At 57.2% G+C, this 16,397-nt stretch carries 17 protein-coding genes; 3 read left to right on the top strand and 14 right to left on the bottom strand.

Annotated elements, in window-relative coordinates; all coding sequences use genetic code 11:
• Window positions 1-36: 36 nt before the first annotated feature.
• The 3 genes from phnE (B30_RS19995) to B30_RS19985 are packed head-to-tail and all read left to right on the top strand — an operon-like array spanning window position 37 to window position 2,464.
• The gene (gene phnE, locus B30_RS19995) at window positions 37-987 is read left to right on the top strand and encodes a phosphonate ABC transporter, permease protein PhnE (protein ID WP_009574052.1); all 951 of its coding nucleotides are present in this window, start codon (window positions 37-39) and stop codon (window positions 985-987) included.
• The gene (gene phnE / locus B30_RS19990) at window positions 984-1,841 is read left to right on the top strand and encodes a phosphonate ABC transporter, permease protein PhnE (RefSeq protein ID WP_009574051.1); all 858 of its coding nucleotides are present in this window, start codon (window positions 984-986) and stop codon (window positions 1,839-1,841) included. The genes phnE (B30_RS19995) and phnE (B30_RS19990) overlap by 4 nt, the downstream gene beginning before the upstream one ends.
• Entirely contained in the window at window positions 1,838-2,464 is a 627-nt protein-coding gene (locus tag B30_RS19985; RefSeq protein WP_009574050.1) for a DapH/DapD/GlmU-related protein, read from the top strand. Before phnE (B30_RS19990) ends, B30_RS19985 begins: the two co-directional genes overlap by 4 nt.
• A gap of 48 nt (window positions 2,465-2,512) precedes the next feature.
• Here the strand turns inward: B30_RS19985 and B30_RS19980 are convergent, their stop codons facing one another.
• The 14 genes from B30_RS19980 to B30_RS19915 form a co-directional block, all read right to left on the bottom strand.
• Window positions 2,513-3,328 carry a sugar phosphate isomerase/epimerase family protein gene (locus B30_RS19980; RefSeq protein ID WP_009574049.1) on the bottom strand — a complete coding sequence of 272 codons (816 nt, stop codon included), beginning with the start codon at window positions 3,326-3,328 and terminating at the stop codon, window positions 2,513-2,515.
• A complete protein-coding gene (locus B30_RS19975) occupies window positions 3,315-4,520 on the bottom strand; it encodes an MFS transporter (RefSeq protein ID WP_009574048.1) in 1,206 nt (401 codons plus the stop codon). Before B30_RS19975 ends, B30_RS19980 begins: the two co-directional genes overlap by 14 nt.
• Window positions 4,517-5,728, bottom strand: a complete 1,212-nt coding sequence (locus B30_RS19970) for an alpha-D-ribose 1-methylphosphonate 5-triphosphate diphosphatase (RefSeq protein ID WP_009574047.1) — start codon at window positions 5,726-5,728, stop codon at window positions 4,517-4,519. The genes B30_RS19975 and B30_RS19970 overlap by 4 nt, the downstream gene beginning before the upstream one ends.
• A gap of 248 nt (window positions 5,729-5,976) precedes the next feature.
• Complete coding sequence (locus B30_RS19965) at window positions 5,977-6,765, bottom strand: amino acid ABC transporter ATP-binding protein (protein WP_009574046.1); 789 nt, start codon at window positions 6,763-6,765, stop codon at window positions 5,977-5,979.
• A 15-nt stretch (window positions 6,766-6,780) separates the two neighbouring features.
• On the bottom strand, window positions 6,781-8,097 hold the full coding sequence (locus B30_RS19960) for an amino acid ABC transporter permease (RefSeq protein ID WP_009574045.1): 1,317 nt from the start codon (window positions 8,095-8,097) through the stop codon (window positions 6,781-6,783).
• Window position 8,098: 1 nt separating this feature from the next.
• Entirely contained in the window at window positions 8,099-9,319 is a 1,221-nt protein-coding gene (locus B30_RS19955) for an amino acid ABC transporter permease (protein ID WP_009574044.1), read from the bottom strand.
• A gap of 144 nt (window positions 9,320-9,463) precedes the next feature.
• Window positions 9,464-10,489, bottom strand: coding sequence for an amino acid ABC transporter substrate-binding protein (locus tag B30_RS19950; RefSeq protein WP_009574043.1), 1,026 nt, complete (start codon window positions 10,487-10,489; stop codon window positions 9,464-9,466).
• Between the two features lie 227 nt (window positions 10,490-10,716).
• Window positions 10,717-11,424, bottom strand: coding sequence for an ATP12 family chaperone protein (locus tag B30_RS19945; RefSeq protein ID WP_009574042.1), 708 nt, complete (start codon window positions 11,422-11,424; stop codon window positions 10,717-10,719).
• 4 nt (window positions 11,425-11,428) lie between these two features.
• Window positions 11,429-12,100 carry an HAD-IA family hydrolase gene (locus tag B30_RS19940; RefSeq protein ID WP_009574041.1) on the bottom strand — a complete coding sequence of 224 codons (672 nt, stop codon included), beginning with the start codon at window positions 12,098-12,100 and terminating at the stop codon, window positions 11,429-11,431.
• Entirely contained in the window at window positions 12,097-13,143 is a 1,047-nt protein-coding gene (locus B30_RS19935; protein ID WP_009574040.1) for an RluA family pseudouridine synthase, read from the bottom strand. Before B30_RS19935 ends, B30_RS19940 begins: the two co-directional genes overlap by 4 nt.
• Window positions 13,140-13,514 carry a fluoride efflux transporter CrcB gene (gene crcB / locus B30_RS19930; protein ID WP_009574039.1) on the bottom strand — a complete coding sequence of 125 codons (375 nt, stop codon included), beginning with the start codon at window positions 13,512-13,514 and terminating at the stop codon, window positions 13,140-13,142. The genes B30_RS19935 and crcB overlap by 4 nt, the downstream gene beginning before the upstream one ends.
• A gap of 65 nt (window positions 13,515-13,579) precedes the next feature.
• Window positions 13,580-14,893 carry a replication-associated recombination protein A gene (locus B30_RS19925; RefSeq protein WP_009574038.1) on the bottom strand — a complete coding sequence of 438 codons (1,314 nt, stop codon included), beginning with the start codon at window positions 14,891-14,893 and terminating at the stop codon, window positions 13,580-13,582.
• A gap of 86 nt (window positions 14,894-14,979) precedes the next feature.
• Window positions 14,980-15,567, bottom strand: a complete 588-nt coding sequence (locus B30_RS19920; RefSeq protein WP_009574037.1) for an acyl-homoserine-lactone synthase — start codon at window positions 15,565-15,567, stop codon at window positions 14,980-14,982.
• Window positions 15,568-15,621: 54 nt separating this feature from the next.
• Window positions 15,622-16,233: an autoinducer binding domain-containing protein gene (locus B30_RS19915; protein WP_009574036.1), complete on the bottom strand. Its 612-nt coding sequence runs from the start codon at window positions 16,231-16,233 to the stop codon at window positions 15,622-15,624.
• Between the last annotated feature and the right edge of the window lie 164 nt (window positions 16,234-16,397).

Genomic DNA, 16,397 nt, shown 5'->3' with positions numbered 1-16,397 from the left:
CTTTTATCCTTTTGGCCTGATCTCTCAGAGGTTCATATGACCTTCACAGTCGCCCCAATGCCGCCCTTGACCGTCGACGCAGCCGCGCCGAGTCGGCTGACACAATTCGAATTGGACTTCGCCACAAAACGCCGTCAAGCACGGCGGAACTGGGCCATTGGCACGCTTGTCCTCGTGTCGCTTTTCGCGTTTTCGGCATGGATCGGAGATTTTTTTAAGATCACCCAAGTCACGATGCCCGACGGGGCACGCGAATGGCGCTGGATCATTCCTGCGGGGTTGCCCCGGTTGGGCGAATATGTGTCCCAGACCCTCCCAACCCTGCGGTGGGATAGTTTTTGGAGCGATTTTGGCGCATGGTTCTGGCGTTGGAAAACCTGGCTCAAACTGCTTTGGGAGACGGTGCTCATTGCCTTTATGGCGACCACATTCGGCGTTGTGGGCGGGTTTTTGCTTTCCTTTCCAGCAGCGCGGAACCTGTCGCCTAACAAATGGGTGTTGTGGCTGACCCGTCGTTTGCTCGAAATCACCCGCACTGTACCCGACATCGTCTGGGCGCTGATCTTTGTGTTTTGCTTCTCTGTGGGTCCGATGGCGGGCGTTTTGGCCATTGGCACTCATGCCTGTGGCGCTTTAGGCAAGCTCTATTCCGAAGTGAACGAAAACATCGACATGCGCCCGCTCGAAGGGGTCAAAGCGGCCGGGGGCACATGGTTCGATCAAATCCGCTACGGCGCCGTGCCGCAGGTGCTTCCCAACATTATCAGCTACACGTTGCTGCGCTTTGAGATCAACGTGCGCTCCTCCTCCATCATCGGCTATGTCGGCGCGGGCGGTTTGGGGCAGGAATTTCGAACAGCCATGAGTTTTCAGGAATACACCGATCTCTCTGCGCTGTTTCTCATCATTCTCGCGACCGTCATCGTTATCGACTACGGCTCCGAGAAACTGCGCCATAAAATGATCGGAATGGAGGATCGTCCATGAGCCTGACCCAAGCGCAAATCGAACAGGCCCGCGCCCGTGTGCCACGCGCCTTTCATCTCCCACTGGCCCTGCGCCTGCGCCGGATCGCGCTTTGGACGCTGTTCGCGGGGCTGATGCTCTATTGTCTTTGGGTTTTCAATTTTAGCCCAACCCGCATCTGGATCGGTCTTGGCCGTCTGGGAGATGTGTTGGGCTTTATGTTCCCCCCCTATATCTGGAAAAGCTGGACGGAGTTTTCCGAAATTCTCAAAGGGTTGGGGGAAACGCTTTCCATCGCCTTCATGGGGACGCTGTTGGGGGCCGTCGTGGCGTTTCCTTTGTCGTTTTTGGGGGCCAAAAACATCAACCGGCTGAATGGTCTGCGCCTCGGGGTACGGCGCGGCTATGACATCATCCGCGCCTTCGAAACGCTGATCCTCGCGTTGATTTTCATTCGGGCGTTCGGGCTTGGGCCATTGGCGGGTATTTTGGCCATCGCTGTCTCTGAGGTCGGCACCTTTGCCAAACTGTTCTCCGAGGCAATTGAAAACACCTCGACCAAACCTATTGATGGGGTCAAGGCCTCGGGCGGGACACGGTTTCAACAAATCCGCTTTGGCATCGCACCACAGGTCAATCCGGTGATCCTGTCCATCCTGCTTTATAATTTCGAATCCAACGTCCGCTCCGGCACCATCCTCGGGATCGTGGGCGCAGGCGGGATTGGATTTCTGCTGTCGGATCGGATTTCCGCGTACAAATGGGACGAGGCGTGGTCCATCATCTTTCTGATCATCGCCATGGTCTATGTGATCGACCATCTTTCGGGGATCATTCGGGCACGCATCATTGGCGATTGGGAGGGCACGAAATGAGCGGTGCAGGATCAAAGAAACAGCTTTCTGAAAGGCCCTCGATTCACCCCGAGGCCGATGTCAGCGATTGTGATCTGGGTGCCTGGACGGAGGTTGGCAAGGGCACGATGATGAAGTCGTCCAGCATGGGGGATTACTCCTATATCACGCAACACTGCCATGTGGTTTGGACGAGTATCGGCAAATTTTGTTCCATCGCCAATGCGGCGCGGATCAACCCCGGCAATCACCCGACATGGCGCGCGGTACAACACCATTCGGTGTACCGCGCCGAGGCCTATGGGCTGGGTGAGGATGACCACGATTTCTTCGAATGGCGCAAGGATCATTGGGTCACCATCGGTCACGACGTTTGGATCGGTCATGGCGTGACCATCACCGCAGGCGTGACCATCGGGACCGGAGCCGTTATTGGCGCCGGGGCCGTCGTGACCAAAGACGTCGCGCCCTATACCGTGGTCGGCGGTGTCCCTGCGCGCGAGATCAAACCCCGCTTTACGGCAGCTCAGGCGGCTGCCCTCATGGAGATCGCCGTCTGGGATTGGCCGCGCGACACATACAAACAGGCCTTGCCAGATATTCGGGCCTTGGACATTGACGCGTTTATTGAAAAATATCGCTAACCCTCGTCACAGAGCCCGCCGCAGCTCCATGACGGCGGGCTTATCGTTTTATGCAACCAGACCAAGCCCTTTGAGATAGGCGTAGCCTTTGGGGATGTCGGCCTTGTTGCGCAGTTCCAAAACCACATGCGGCGCACGCGCACAGGTGCTTAGAGCGCGAAACACCGCAGACCACTCAATGTCGCCCTCGCCCGGCGCCCAATGGCGATCGGCATAGCCGTCCACGTCCTGAATATGGATATGCTGCAACTGCTCCCCCGCGTCCCGCACGAAATAATCCACAGGCGGCGCGCCGGACATGCACCGTGCCAAATGCGCATGACCCGTGTCGATTGACAGGGCAACCGAAGGCGAAGCAAAGCTTTCGACCATCTTGCGCCGTGTGGCCGGGTCCACGTCCTGAATATTTTCGATCACAAGCGTGATGCCCATGTCTTCGGCGGCGCGCACGACCGGTGTCAGGACGCTCTGAATGCGTTTAAGTTTGGCCTCGGCATAGCCCTTGGTACACAAAAGATTGTTTTTATACCAACGCGTATAGGGCGAGTGCAGCACCATCTGGCGGGCGCCGATCCGGTCCGCTGCTTCCAACGCCCGCAAAAATCGCGCGGTGATGAGCGGGCGCAATTCCGGATCCTTATTGTCGAGATCAAGGCCCTCATAAGGGCCATGAATCCCGACCCGCCCGGCATGCCCCACAAGCGCGGTTTTCGCCGCAGCGATACGCGCCTCAAACTCGCCCGTGAGGGCGGCATGGGTCATGAAATCCTGCACTTCGATGTCGCGGTCAGCCTCAAACAGCCACTCCCGATGCGAAGCAATCTCACCCGTTTTCAGGCAGGCACCAATCTTAAGCGGCAACATGGCGATTTCTCCTTGGGTCGGGGATCAAAAAATACGTCGCAAGGGCAAAGCACAGGCAAGCGGCCATGGCTGCAAAGGACCACCACCCGCCAAACTGCTCCGCCAGATAGGCAAAGGTGAAAGGGGCCGAGGCGTTGACCGCCATTTGCACAAAGGACATCCAGCCCAGCCGCGCGCCGTAACCTTGCTGCCCAAACAGAGCGAGCGGCAACGTGCCTCGGGCAATGGTTTTGATCCCATCCCCCATGCCATAGAGCGCGGCAGCACAGAGCAGGCCGATGAAACTGGCTCCGAACCCCAGAAGGAGGATAAACCCGGCCATCATCAACCCAAGCGACATAGCATAGGTCACAAGCGGATAGAGGTTTCGGCTTACGAGCATTTCAAACCCGCGCCCCACGGTTTTAAACGGTCCGATCACGGCGCCCGCAAAGGCGGCTGTCGCGGCTGTGTGCCCCAATGTCTGCACATTGCTCACCCAAAGCGTCATCACAGCCCCCATCACATAGCCCGAGAACACAAAGGACAAGATCATCCAAAGCATCGCTTTCTGTCGCACGGCCCCTTGCAGTTCGGGCCAGTCCTGATTCAGCGGGGCGGTGATTGCCTCCGGGCCTTTTTGCGGTCCGCCGAGGAGAACAAAATGCAGCGGCGTACAAATCAAAAGCACCATGAGACCCAAGGTGATCCATGTGCTCTGCCAACCGAACGCATTGGCAAGGCTCAGGGTCAAAGGCCAAAAGATTGTCGAGGCCACACCACCAAAAAGAGCAATGATCGAAATCGCCCGCGCCGCAGGGACACGACTCTCAATCCGCATGATCGCAGCAAAAGCAACGTTGTAGAGCACGAACATGCCCGCCCCCTCGGCCAGCAAGATCGCAAGGAAAAGCCCGAATTTTCCGCTCACTTGTGACAGGGACATCAGCGCCAGTCCGGCACCGATCGAGCCAAGTGTCATGACCCAACGCCCGCCAAAGCGATCAACCAACATGCCCGCCACGGGTGAGACAAGCCCGCCAAACAACAGGCCCAATGACAGGATGCCAAAAACGGTCGACAGCGAAAGATCGAGATGGTCAGCCATCCGTGGCAACAGCACGGCATAGGCATACATCAGACTGCCGTAGCCCAGAATCTGCGTGAGTCCGAGGCCAACAGAAGGGATGTAATCGCGCAGATCTGGTTTCATCCGGCGGGCTGACCACGATAGGCGCATCGTCCACCAACCCAAGTGCCCAGCACCGAGGGCGCTTGGCCCTCGGGCCAGTCGATCAGCACAAGATCGGCGCGTTTTCCAAGCGCGATCTCACCCCGGTCGCTCAGGTTCATCGCCCGTGCCGGACCCGCGGAGACCAGAGACCAAATTGCGCTGCGATCCGCACGTTTATCGGCGTCCAACCGCGCCACGGCGGCCAACATCGCCGGATAGAAATAATCCGAGGCCAAGGCGTCGCAAAGCCCCGCTTCCACCATATCGCCCGCGCTCAAAGAGCCGATGTGGCTGCCACCGCGGGCGGCATTGGGCGCGCCAAAAATGATCAGATCGCCCCTGTCTCGCGCGGCCAGAGCCGCCTCCATCACCATGGGAAATTCCGCCGCTCTCGCACCCAACGCGCGGAAATAGCTCCGGGTTTCAGAGCGGGTGTCATCATGGCTTAGCATGGGAGCGCCAGCTTCGCGGCCCAGATCGGCGACCCTGTCGATGGCCGCAGGCACGTCAGACCGCCGTTCCCAGACACGGGCCAAAAGCGCGACGTATTCGGCATTGGTAAGCCCCGAACGATGCGCCTTGGCCGCGATGCGGGCGGTCATCCGGGGATCAGTGAGATCGGCCACGGAAAACGCGGGTGAAAATTCAAACGCCCGTTCCTGGATCGCAACATCAAACCCGCGCATGGTCATGGATGTGTGATCATTAAAGGCGATGGAGGGCAAAAACGGCGCGCCAAGCGCCCATTCGATGACATCAAGCGCCTCAAGAGCAAAGGTTTCCCAGCGCAGTTGAACCCGGTTTTCAACCGTAAGGCGTGGGGCCAAATCCAACAACGCTTGCATCATATGGCGACCGCGCGCCACATCGCGCAGCCCCGGTTCCCAGCCGAGCGTGACGGCATGATAGGCGGTCGCGATGCCGTTGGAAGCGAGTTGTCGATCGGTGTCGATCACAGCAGCCTCAAGCGGGAAAAAAACACCGGGACGGGGCATGAGTTGGCGTTCAAACGCATCGCCATGGACGTCGATCAACGCGGGGGCAAGGGTTTTACCCTTGGCATCAATGATCTCGCCCTGCGCCGGACCGTCGATTTCAACGATATGGCCGTCAAACACGGTGACATTGACCTGTGCGATTTCGCCGGGGAGGTAGACGGTTGCGCCTTGGAACGTGTGTAGGGTCATGAGGGGCGCTGCTCTAATGGATTGGCCGAGGCACAGCCTAGGATCGTTTGGGTTTTGGGGGGCATAATCGTACGGATGAATTTCACCACAAAGCATATTCTGCGTGACGCGGATGCGAAGTTTTTGTGACGATACTGCGCCTCCAGTGCGACACCCGCCCGGAAGATACCCGGTCAGGAGGCACCCAAAACAAAGGACGCCCCGAAGAGCGTCCTTTGGTCTGCGATAGTGTGTGATCTGGTGTTGGTTTAGTGGCCGAGGATCTGAGACAGAAACAGTTTGGTGCGATCCGATTTCGGATTGTTGAAAAACTCTTCCGGCTCGTTTTGTTCGACGATCTGACCCTGGTCCATGAAGATCACGCGGTTGGCGACCTGACGGGCAAACCCCATTTCATGGGTCACGCAGAGCATGGTCATGCCCTCTTCGGCCAGTTCGATCATGGTGTCGAGCACCTCTTTGATCATCTCCGGATCAAGCGCCGAGGTCGGCTCGTCAAACAACATGATCCGCGGTTTCATGCACAGCGAGCGGGCAATGGCCACGCGCTGTTGCTGCCCCCCCGAAAGCATGCCGGGGTATTTGTCGGCCTGTTCCGGGATTTTCACTTTTTCGAGGAAATGCATCGCGATTTCTTCGGCCTCGCGTTTCGGCGTTTTGCGGACCCACATCGGCGCAAGCGTACAGTTTTCCAAGATGGTGAGATGCGGAAACAAGTTGAAGTGCTGAAAGCACATTCCGACTTCCGAACGGATTTTGTCGATGTTTTTCAAATCCGAAGTCAATTCGGTGCCATCGACAATGATCTTGCCCTTTTGGTGCTCTTCGAGGCGATTGATACAACGGATCATCGTCGATTTACCGGAGCCAGACGGCCCGGCGATGACGATCCGCTCACCGCGATTGACGGTCAGGTTGATGTCACGCAACACGTGAAATTCCCCATACCATTTGTTCATATTGACGATCTGAACGGCCACCTCATCGGAGACGGTCAGCTTCGAGCGGTCGATTGTGCGGTCTTCTGCGAGAGACATATCCGGTCTCCTTTCTTAACGGTGATCGGTGCGGAGCTTGCGCTCCAGCCACTGTGAATAACGAGACATAGAGAAACAGCAGACCCAAAAGATAAGTCCGATGAAGATGTAGAGTTCCCAAGTGATGCCGTTCCATGCGGAGTTTGCGCGGATCGCCTGAGCGGCGGCGAGCATGTCGAAAATGCCGATGAAAAAGACCAGAGTGGTGTCTTTGAACAGGCCGATAAAGGTGTTCACGATACCCGGAATCGAGATTTTCAACGCTTGCGGCATGATGACAAGCCGCTGTGCTTTCCAATAGTCGAGACCCAGCGCATCGGCGGCCTCGTATTGACCCTTTGGCAGGGCGGCAAGACCGCCGCGGATCACTTCGGCCATATAGGCGGAAGAGAACAAGGTCACCATGACGATGACGCGTAAGGTGAGGTCAAACTCGGTATCAGGGGGCAGGAAGTAGTTCAGCAACAGCGAGGCGGTGAACAGCAAGGTGATCAGTGGCACGCCCCGCAGGAATTCGATGAAACCGACACAGATCATTTTCACCAAAGGCAGATCGGATTGGCGCCCCAAAGCGAGGATGATGCCCAACGGCAGCGACAGAGCAATGCCGGAGACACCAATGATCACGGAGATGACAAACCCGCCAAGCTCGCGGCTTTGGATTTCACGTAAGGCCAAGAGCGGCACTGTGTCGTTGAGCGCCGAGACCACGATGGGGCCAAGGATCATCCACCATACCAAAGCGGCGACAACAGAGACCAGAGCAATCAGGCCAGAACCAAGATAACGCGCCGCCACCGAGGCGGCAAAATAGGCAATCCCAAAGCCGACAGCCACAGAGAGCGGCCCCCAAAGCGAGCCCCCCCAGATCAGCCAGACCATGACAAACGGATAGGCCACGGTGATCCACATCATCTTGCGGGGGAGTGCATCGAACAGCACCGGCAAGATCGCGAGGATCAACAGGACAAAGGCGACATGGGTGCGCCAATATTCGCTGGACGGGAAAAATGTCCCATAGACGATCTGGTTCCAACGCTCGTTGATGACGGCCCAACAGGCATGATGGGTGTTGCCATAGCGTTCGTTGAGGATGGTGCGACAGTCCTGCAAGGAATCCGCGGTCCAAACCCCGCCAAAGGCCCAAGGCACGAGCGCTTGCAACAGATTGAACACCAGATAGAGCGACACCAGCGTCAAAATCGTGTTGAACCAGCCCGAAAACAGGTTTTCACGGACCCATTTGGAGGCCCCGACCTGTCCACGGGGGGCCGGTTGTTGTTCTAAAATTTCGGAGCGCACATAGGCGATGGTCGATTTTTGATCACTCATCTTAACGCTCCTTCAACTTCATGGATTTGTTGTAAACGTTCATGCCCGATGAAATGATCAGAGAGACGATGAGATAAATCAGCATCATCAAAAGCATGCATTCAAGCTCGCGCCCGGTGTTGTTCATCGTTGTCCCGCCCAGCGTGGCGCGCAAATCTTGATAACCCACAGCCAGAGCGAGAGAGGAGTTTTTGGTCAGGTTGAGGAACTGTGAAATCAGCGGCGGGATGATGACACGGAGCGCCTGTGGCAGGATCACAAGGTTCATTGTGCGCGAGGGACGAAGACCCAGGGCAAAGGCCGCTTCGGTCTGGCCCTTGGAGACCGCGAGAATGCCCGCGCGCACGATTTCGGCAATAAAGGCACCGGTGTAGATAGACAGCGCCAGCCAAAGTGCGATCATCGAGTTGCTAAGCTGAATGCCACCCTGAAAATTAAAACCTTTGAGCGCCGGGGAATCAAAGGTGATCGGAGCACCCAAAGCCATGTAAACCAAAAGCGTCGGCGCGATGAAGATCGCCAGTTTGATCCAAGCGGTTGGCAGGATTTGCCCGGTCGCTTCAAAGCGGCGTTGCGCCCATTTGCCAAAGGACCAGATGGCCAGAAGCGACAACAAGAACGTGACAATCACAAAGACGGAACCTGCGCCCCAAACCGGCATGGGGATGTATGTCCCCCGGTTGGTCACCGCAACCGTATCCCAAAGCCACATCGACGCCGAAGGCGTTTCACCCCGAAAGGCGCTTGGTTGAGGCAGGGTCTCGGACAAGACCGCCATCGTGGCGATGATCCAGATCACCACCGGGATGTTGCGGAAGGTTTCGACATAGACCGTCATGATCTTGGCCACGAGCCAGTTTTTCGACAGGCGCAACACACCGGCCGTGACCCCCACCAAAGTTGCCAGAATGCACCCCAGGAAGGCGACAAGAAGCGTGTTCAGCAAGCCAACCATGGCGGCGCGGAAATTGCTCGATGTCGAGTCATATTCGATCAAGGTCTGCTGGATGTCATAGTTGGACGGGTTGCGCAAAAACGTGAAATCAATTTCCTTGCCAAGATTGGCAAGATTGATCGTCACGTTGCGGACAAGTATCCAGCCAACCAGCATGAAGGCTATAAAAACAATGACTTGGATGGTGATCGAGCGATACCGCGTATCGTAAATCAACTGACTGAGCCGAAAACCCTGACTTTGCGGTATATCTGTAAGTGTCGTCATAAGAGACGGTCCCCTGTTTCCCCTGAATAAACCCATACCCCGCGCGATCCCATGGTCCGCACGCCGAAATGTTTGACTATCGTTTGGGTAGCGTCAGAACGGAAAAGGGCGCGGTATGACCCGCGCCCTTCCCACATTATGATCTTAACGGAAGGGCGGCGAGTAGATCAGGCCACCTTCGGTCCAAAGGGCGTTCAACCCACGCGCCAGACCCACCGGAGTGTTCTCACCGATGTTTTTCTCAAAGCTTTCGCCGTAGTTGCCAACTTGGGTGATGACGTTGTATGCCCACGCATTGTCGAGCCCCAGCATCGCGCCAAGTTCACCTTCGACACCCAAAAGACGGTTGATCTCCGGGTTCTCAGTGCCTTTGACAAGTTCCGGTGCATTGGCAGAGGTCACACCAAATTCTTCGGCGGTGATCATCGCATTCAACGTCCAACGCACGATGTCACCCCAATTGTCGTCACCGTGACGCACAAGCGGGCCAAGCGGCTCTTTGGAGATGATTTCCGGCAGAACCACATAGGCTTCCGGGGTTTCGAAAGAGGCGCGCGATGCGGCCAGAGCGGAGGCGTCTGTGGTGTAGACGTCACATGCACCCGCAAGGAACTGGGTCTGAGCTTCGGTAAAGCTTTCAACCGGAACCGGTTCGTAATCCATGTTGTTCACACGGAAATAGTCCGCAAGGTTGAGCTCGGTCGTGGTGCCGGTTTCGATACACACGGTCGCACCAGCCAGTTCTTTTGCGGAGGACACACCGAGGGCTTTCGGAACCATAAAGCCCTGACCATCGTAATAGTTCACGCCCACAAAGGTGTTTTTGAGATCGACATCACGCGAGAAGGTCCAGGTGGTGTTCCGTGCCAGCATGTCGACTTCGCCGGATGCCAGTGCGGTGAAACGCACAGCGGAGGTCAGCGGAGTGTATTCAACTTTTTCAGCATCGCCGAGAACGGCAGCGGCAACAGCGCGACACAGATCAACGTCGAAACCGATGTATTTACCGTTTGCGTCCGGCGCAGCAAAGCCGGGGGTGCCCGGGTTCACGCCGCATTTGAGCGCGCCGCGCTCTTGGACGGCGGCAAGTGTCGACGAATCTTGAGCCATCGCCGCACCAGCGGCAAGGCCAGCCATCGTCAGCGCGCCAAGAAATACGGATTTTTTCATGTTTACCTCTTCCTGATACTGCGCCGTTTTCGGCGCTTCTTTTCCGATCCCCTCCGGGTCGGGAGCTTTACCGAAGTGAGCAATTGCCCCTTCAATGAGCGTAGTTTGGAGGGATTCATTCCAGAACGTCAAGAGTGGGATCACGATTCTGCATGATAACCGTGCGTTCGCCCAAACCACTTGCGGAAATGCGTGTGATTTCAGCAAGGCAATTGTCAGCGCGCCACTTAATTGACCAATCGGTAAAAGAGTTCTGCATGAACAAAGCTTTGGCGCTTGATTTCGGCGCTCTCACTGGCCTCCTCGTCCTCGCCCCATTGTTCAATTTGATACAGTTCATCAAGACGCGATAGCATCCAGGCCTCGTCTGCGGACAACTTGCCATGGGTGACCGCAAGGCCAAGAATCAGCGAGCCTGACAGGCTGACCAGATCGTGAAACGCCGCCAGTTCAAATGCGTTGAACCCGTGACTTTTGGCGCGCAGGACCTGTAACGCCGCCGCCTCCTGCGGCACATGCATGATGCCCGTCCGGGGATAAAGCCGCACGCCAAACGCCTCTTCGGCCCAGTCGAGAATAGGGTCCCACTGCTCCGCCTGACGCTCCACCAACTCGCGCGGATGGGCGGCGCGGTAACAGAGCAAATCACTGTCCCCATAATCGGCCAGCAAATTGGCAACCTCGGCGTGTTGAATGGCCACTTTATCAATCGCGGCATTGGCGCTACGGGTGGCGGGCATGGTGTTTGGGTCAATGTCCCCCTCCTGTGCCTCCCATTCCGCCGCGATCATCTCGGCCAAAGCGCGGGTCGGAACGATCAGCGGCGCTTTGGCAGGGGTGCGCACCGGGCGGCCATCCAGACGGATTTCAAACCCGCCCTCAACAGCCTCAACCGTGGTCTTTTTCCAAAACCGCTTTGCCTTCCATTCGGACACGTCGTCACCCTTTCCACATCTCATCCAAGGCCGCGCAGAGCTGGCCAAAATCATCCAAAACCACATGCGCGCCCGCAGCCATGAGCGCATCATGCCCATGATAGCCCCAGCGTACACCAATCCCTTTGACCCGTGCCGCGCCGGCCATTTCCATATCATAGGTCGTGTCGCCAATCACCACCGCCTCAGACGCCGCGACGTTACAGTCGGTGAGACAGGTCAAGACCATCGAAGGATGCGGCTTGGATGGGTGATCATCGGCGCATTGCGTCGTGACAAACAGATCGGCAAACGCCCAATCGGCCAGCAGTGCATCAAGCCCTCGGCGGCTTTTTCCAGTCGCAATCGCCAACGCAACATCGCCCTGCGCGCCCAAAGTCCGCAGGGCCTCTTCGGCACCGGGATAAAGCGGCGAGGCGGCCGCGCCCTGTTTCAATCGTTGGGTTTGAAACGCGTCTTTGTAGCCGTCAACCATCTGCGCAAGCGCGGCGTCATCCGCCTCGGGTGCAAGTTCGCGCATCGCCACCGGCAAGGACAGGCCAACGATGGACAGGATGGTGTCGCGATCCGGGGCCGCCTGCCGCACGGTTGCAAACCCCGCCTCCATTGACGCGATGATATGGGCCTGACTGTCGACCAGCGTGCCATCGACGTCGAAAATAACGAGTTTGGTCATCGCAGGGTCTCGAACGGATCAACGGCGGCCAGATCGTCGGTCCAGCCAAAGGTGTCCCAACTATTGCGCATGTGTTCGGGCAAGGGCGCGGTCACGGTGATGACCTTATGCGTCACCGGATGTTCAAAGGTCAGGCTGCGCGCGTGCAGGTGGAGCTTTTTCGAAATGATCCCGCCCAATTGTGCGCCCCAGCCATCGCCAAGATTTTCCTGACCAGAGCCACCATATTTACCATCGCCAATGATCGGATGGCCGATCTCGGCCATATGTGCGCGCAGCTGGTGGGTGCGCCCGGTGATCGGCTCCATCGCCACCCAAGAGGCGCGCGAGCCGACGCGGTAGAGCGTGGCATAAAGCGTATGGGCGCGTTTGGCATCCGGGTTGGCGTTCATGTCGCGCGGGTGAATGGCGATCATCTTCTCGCCCTCGCCGCGTGCGCCATGGCCCCCGGCTTTCATCAAACCGTATTTGATTTCGCCAAGGTAGGGCACAGGCACGCCCGCCACCAAAGCCCAGTAAATCTTGCGGGTGTTTTTGTGGCGGAAGGCTTCGGTCAGTTTCGTGGCCATTGCAGGCGTGCGGGCCAAAATCAGAACGCCAGAGGTGTCCTTGTCAAGCCGGTGCACAAGGCGCGGCTTTTCCTCAAGCCCGAATTTAAGCGCCTCAGCCAGACCATCGACATGGCGGGTCTGTTTCGATCCGCCTTGGGTCGGCAAGCCCGCCGGTTTGTTCAACACGATGACGTAATCGTCTTTGTAAATCACGCAGGACTGGATCAGCTTCTCATCAGCTGCAGAAATGGCATCGCCGCTGCGATCTCGTACAGGGGCTGCCTGATCGGGCAATGGCGGCACGCGAATTTCCATCCCCGGCCCCACTCGCGTGTTGGATTTCACCCGCCCGCCATCGACGCGAATGTCACCCTTGCGACACATCTTTTCGATGTTGCCTTGGGTGATCTGTGGAAACATTTTGCGAAACCAACGGTCGAGCCTTTGCTCGGGTTGATCGTCGCCAATGGTGATCATCTGAACCCGGCTCATGCGTAAAAACTCCGTGCGGTGTAAAGGCCCAATACGATGCCGCCCAATGCGAGCACCAATGTTGCGACGATGTAAAGAGCGGCCAAAGTGACCTCGCCGCGCTCATAAATCGTAATCGCATCCAGCGAGAAGGCCGAATAAGTTGTAAAGCCACCCAACATCCCTGTCATCAACAGCGGTGCGTAGCGGTTGCCGTTTTCATGGGCGAGCACCACGACGATGACCCCCATCAAAAACGAGCCGATGAAATTGACCGTCACGGTGCCCCATGGGAAATCCTTACCCAAAAGCCTTGCCGTGGCGAGGCCAGTCACATAACGCGCCGTGGCGCCGAACGCACCTCCGAGGGCGACTTGGATCAAGGGGGGCATGACGGTCCTCTCTTCAGGCCTTTCTGCTTGGCGCTTCCTGTGATGTGCCGGGAGCAATGTCAACGTCAACTGGTGCGTTTGTCACGCAGCTTGTCGAAATAGGCCACTCTCTTGGCCAAATCCCGTTCAAACCCGCGCTCAACCGGTTTGTAAAACTGGGTGCGGGGGAGCGTGTCGGGAAAAAAGTTTTGCCCGGAAAACCCGTCCTCGGCATCGTGATCATAGGCGTAATTCTCGCCATATCCCTGCTCCGCCATCAGTTTGGTCGGCGCGTTGAGGATGTGTTTGGGTGGCGGTTCAGACCCGGTTTTGCGCGCTGCATCCCGCGCCGCTTTAAAGGCCGTGTAGACCGCATTCGACTTCGGCGCGAGCGCCAGATAGACCACCGCCTGCGCCAATGCCAATTCGCCCTCGGGTGAGCCCAAGCGTTCATAGACCTCCCAGGCATGCAGACACATCGCCTGCGCCTGAGGATCGGCCAATTGGATGTCCTCGATCGCCATCCGGGTCAGGCGCCGCGCCAGATAGCGCGGGTCCTCGCCGCCCTCCAACATCCGCGAAAACCAATAAAGCGCTGCATCGGGGTCCGAGCCGCGTACCGATTTGTGTAGCGCCGAAATCAGATTGTAATGCTCATCGCCGGATTTGTCATATTTCGCGGCACGCCGCATCAGACGCTTGCCAAGCTGTTCAGGATCAAGCGGCGTTTCGACCTTCCACGCGACGATCTGTTCAATCAGGTTCAACAGCGTGCGCCCGTCGCCATCCGCCATTTCAAACAGCGTGTCGCGCGCGCGGGCATTCAGCGGCAAAGCCTTGCCAAACTCGCGCTCGGCGCGCTCAGCCAAAAGCGCAAGATCGGCCAAAGACAGCCGCGTCAACACCATCACCTGCGCCCGCGACAACACAGCCGCGTTGAGTTCAAACGAGGGGTTTTCCGTGGTTGCCCCAACCAAAAGAATGGTGCCGTCTTCCATATAGGGCAGGAAACTGTCCTGTTGCGCCTTGTTGAAACGATGAATTTCGTCAACAAAAAGCAGGGTGCCCTGACCGTTTTGTCGCCGTATTTTCGCCGCTTCAAACACTTTGCGCAGGTCCGGCACGCCGGTGAAAATTGCAGAAATCTGAACGAAATGCAGATCGGTTTCGGCCGCCAATAACCGTGCGATGGTGGTTTTGCCCACGCCCGGCGGCCCCCAGAAAATGATCGAAGACAGCGAACCAGAGGCCAACATCACACCAAGCGGCGAGTCGGGTCCCAACACCTGCTCTTGGCCAATCACCTCGCCCAAGGTTTGCGGACGCAAACGATCGGCCAGCGGGCGGGGTCCGGCGGCGTGTGGGGTCGGTGGTTCGGTGGATGCAAAAAGGTCAGACATAGGCGGACGTTACGCCGCTTATGTCCGATGGAAAAGAGGTATCGGGGCCGAAATGGCGCGTTTCGGCCCCGGTCCAAAACACATGGTTAGTGAAGTTTGTTGCTGAGATTGATGCGCATACACGCGTTGCGCGCGCCGCCTATGTCCATCACAGGCCCCACGACATCAATGTCGAGACCGACACGACGCCCCCAGCGATTGCCATTTTCAGGGATGAGACACAAAACCGACGTGGCCCCCAAGGCCCGCGCGGAATTGGTCATTTCCCCAATCAGGCTCATCTGGACCCGCATCCGTTGTTTCGCAGGTACGCGGGGCGAGACGAAAATTCGGCTCGATTCCCAAACATGCGGCGCAACAGGTGCCTCCTCAAACAACAGATTGGTCGGGATACTGTCCAAAAGCCCCCGCTGAGCATCACGAATCATATAGGAATAAATGCCACATTTTGTGGTTGTCGGGGTCAAGCGGATTCCGGCCAACACATCTCCGAACTCGTGAACCGCGATCCAACGGGAAGCGGGCGTGTCGTATTGGTCATATTCCATGCCATCGGCCTGCGGCAAATCCCACTTCGCATGTTGAATGAAGGTTTCATGTCTGGCGCGAAGCATGTTGGCGAAAAGATCGCCATGGTTGTGCAGATTGGCAAAAGAAAGTGTGGTCGTTTGCATGGTACGTCTCCGGTGTTGGTTGATTTCTTCAACGCAACGCGAGAGCGAGCACCGTCACAACAGCTTGATCTCCTTGGCTTTTTGAATGGCCTCTGAGGTCGTCCGGGCCATAAGACGTTCCCGGGCAGAGACAAGACGCGCCTTAAGCGCGCTCTCCGAAATCCCGAGCTTGGCCGCGGCTGCTGCATGACGATCACCGCCCGCGATGCACCGGAGGGCCTGAATTTGAGCCTGTGTCAGATCTGTTTGGGGTTCCGAGATTTCATGCAGCGTGCGCGCAATGGTAGCAATTTTCGTGATCTCTTGATCCGTAAATTCGCGATCCGCGCGGGCACACCCAATGATGGTTCTCGACTGAACCGGTCCACAGGACACGGCGATACCATAGTTCAGGCCGAATTCAGCGGCCTGCCTCCAAAGATTAAATGGATCGGGGAGTTCTATTTCGCTCCACCTTGTTTGCCCTTCGCAGCTCAATCCCCAAGCAATCATCGGATCTCTCAGCGCATAGGCGTTCGCCGTGTAATGTTCGAGCCATTTCGGATCATATGTGGCCTCCGCAACAAGCGGCGACGCAAACCGAATATGTAACCCGACCGAATATCCGGCCGGAGATGCAGCCCGAAGCTGAGCAAACAAGCGCGTGAGTTCCGTTGTGTCAGACATTGATAAAATTCATTCTTTTACGAAAGGAAGCGACAACCTTAAGGCGACCACCTAAACAAGGATTAAACCAAAGAGTATCGTTTGAAAAGCCTCTTTGGGTGTCGTTATGAACGCGCCATGATGAATTGCGCCTTTTCGCATGGTTTCTGATCAAATGATCTGTT

This window comes from Celeribacter baekdonensis B30, from assembly GCF_000299875.1.
In the GTDB taxonomy this organism is placed as follows: Bacteria; Pseudomonadota; Alphaproteobacteria; order Rhodobacterales; family Rhodobacteraceae; genus Celeribacter; species Celeribacter baekdonensis_A.
This window is presented reverse-complemented; position numbering and strand designations above follow the sequence as displayed.

Excerpts from the sequence above, each read along its gene's own strand:
- B30_RS19915 (WP_009574036.1), bottom strand. The coding sequence starts at position 16,233 with ATGTCTGACACAACGGAACTCACGCGCTTGTTTGCTCAGCTTCGGGCT.
- B30_RS19955 (WP_009574044.1), bottom strand. The coding sequence starts at position 9,319 with ATGACGACACTTACAGATATACCGCAAAGTCAGGGTTTTCGGCTCAGT.
- B30_RS19960 (WP_009574045.1), bottom strand. The coding sequence starts at position 8,097 with ATGAGTGATCAAAAATCGACCATCGCCTATGTGCGCTCCGAAATTTTA.
- phnE (WP_009574052.1), top strand. The coding sequence starts at position 37 with ATGACCTTCACAGTCGCCCCAATGCCGCCCTTGACCGTCGACGCAGCC.
- B30_RS19950 (WP_009574043.1), bottom strand. The coding sequence starts at position 10,489 with ATGAAAAAATCCGTATTTCTTGGCGCGCTGACGATGGCTGGCCTTGCC.
- B30_RS19980 (WP_009574049.1), bottom strand. The coding sequence starts at position 3,328 with ATGTTGCCGCTTAAGATTGGTGCCTGCCTGAAAACGGGTGAGATTGCT.
- crcB (WP_009574039.1), bottom strand. The coding sequence starts at position 13,514 with ATGCCCCCCTTGATCCAAGTCGCCCTCGGAGGTGCGTTCGGCGCCACG.
- B30_RS19935 (WP_009574040.1), bottom strand. The coding sequence starts at position 13,143 with ATGAGCCGGGTTCAGATGATCACCATTGGCGACGATCAACCCGAGCAA.
- B30_RS19940 (WP_009574041.1), bottom strand. The coding sequence starts at position 12,100 with ATGACCAAACTCGTTATTTTCGACGTCGATGGCACGCTGGTCGACAGT.
- B30_RS19965 (WP_009574046.1), bottom strand. The coding sequence starts at position 6,765 with ATGTCTCTCGCAGAAGACCGCACAATCGACCGCTCGAAGCTGACCGTC.
- phnE (WP_009574051.1), top strand. The coding sequence starts at position 984 with ATGAGCCTGACCCAAGCGCAAATCGAACAGGCCCGCGCCCGTGTGCCA.
- B30_RS19920 (WP_009574037.1), bottom strand. The coding sequence starts at position 15,567 with ATGCAAACGACCACACTTTCTTTTGCCAATCTGCACAACCATGGCGAT.
- B30_RS19975 (WP_009574048.1), bottom strand. The coding sequence starts at position 4,520 with ATGAAACCAGATCTGCGCGATTACATCCCTTCTGTTGGCCTCGGACTC.
- B30_RS19970 (WP_009574047.1), bottom strand. The coding sequence starts at position 5,728 with ATGACCCTACACACGTTCCAAGGCGCAACCGTCTACCTCCCCGGCGAA.
- B30_RS19925 (WP_009574038.1), bottom strand. The coding sequence starts at position 14,893 with ATGTCTGACCTTTTTGCATCCACCGAACCACCGACCCCACACGCCGCC.
- B30_RS19985 (WP_009574050.1), top strand. The coding sequence starts at position 1,838 with ATGAGCGGTGCAGGATCAAAGAAACAGCTTTCTGAAAGGCCCTCGATT.